Source organism: Clostridium sp. AM34-9AC, assembly GCF_003480225.1.
Taxonomy (GTDB): Bacteria; Bacillota; Clostridia; order Lachnospirales; family Lachnospiraceae; genus Acetatifactor; species Acetatifactor acetigignens.
Map to the genome: position 1 here is coordinate 550 of NZ_QUIU01000067.1, position 628 is coordinate 1177.

The 628-nt window shown below is 41.7% G+C and carries 1 pseudogene; it reads right to left on the bottom strand.

The features are described 5' to 3' along the window. A pseudogene (locus tag DW835_RS18555) lies at nt 1-628 on the bottom strand (hypothetical protein); the annotation flags it as partial.

A 628-nucleotide genomic window follows, 5' to 3' on the forward strand; every position in this document is an offset into this window, starting at 1 on the left:
TTTCCACATCATCCAGTGTCTTTCCTTCTGCCATGTCCTGCAACAATTCATCCACTGTGCGCCCGCCTTTGTATTGTTTTTCTTCCGGCAGACTTTCAAACTGCTTCTGGTGGAGTTTCTCCATTTCTTTTGTATAATTTTTCTCTGTATCCATCAGGACTTCATTATATTTGTCGAGGCATTCCCTCCAATTTTCATCTTTCCGGCTGTATGCACCGTGAAGGTTCCCGAATGCCTCCCTTATGGCATCGGTCTTTTCCTGTTCTTTATTTTCCGTAACCTTGAAACTGATTTTATAATAATCATCCGGGAAAACTTCTTCCCCATTTTTGTTTTCTATTTTGATACAATATTTATTGGTATTTGTATCCCAGTTCGGGATGGTCAGTGTTTTCCGTCCTTCCCCATCCCATTCTGCCTTTCCGACCTGATTGCCATATTCATCATATAAGGTGAGGTCATAATCGCAGCCTTCCGGCATGTCCATATAGATTTGGACACCGAAGTAATTCTGTATCGTCCGGTTAAAAGGGATGGAAAAGTTGTAGAAATCCACATCCTTTTTATCGCTGAGACTTCCTTTCAGACTGCTGGTTTCGTCCTTGATCAGAAAATCCAGATCCAGAAA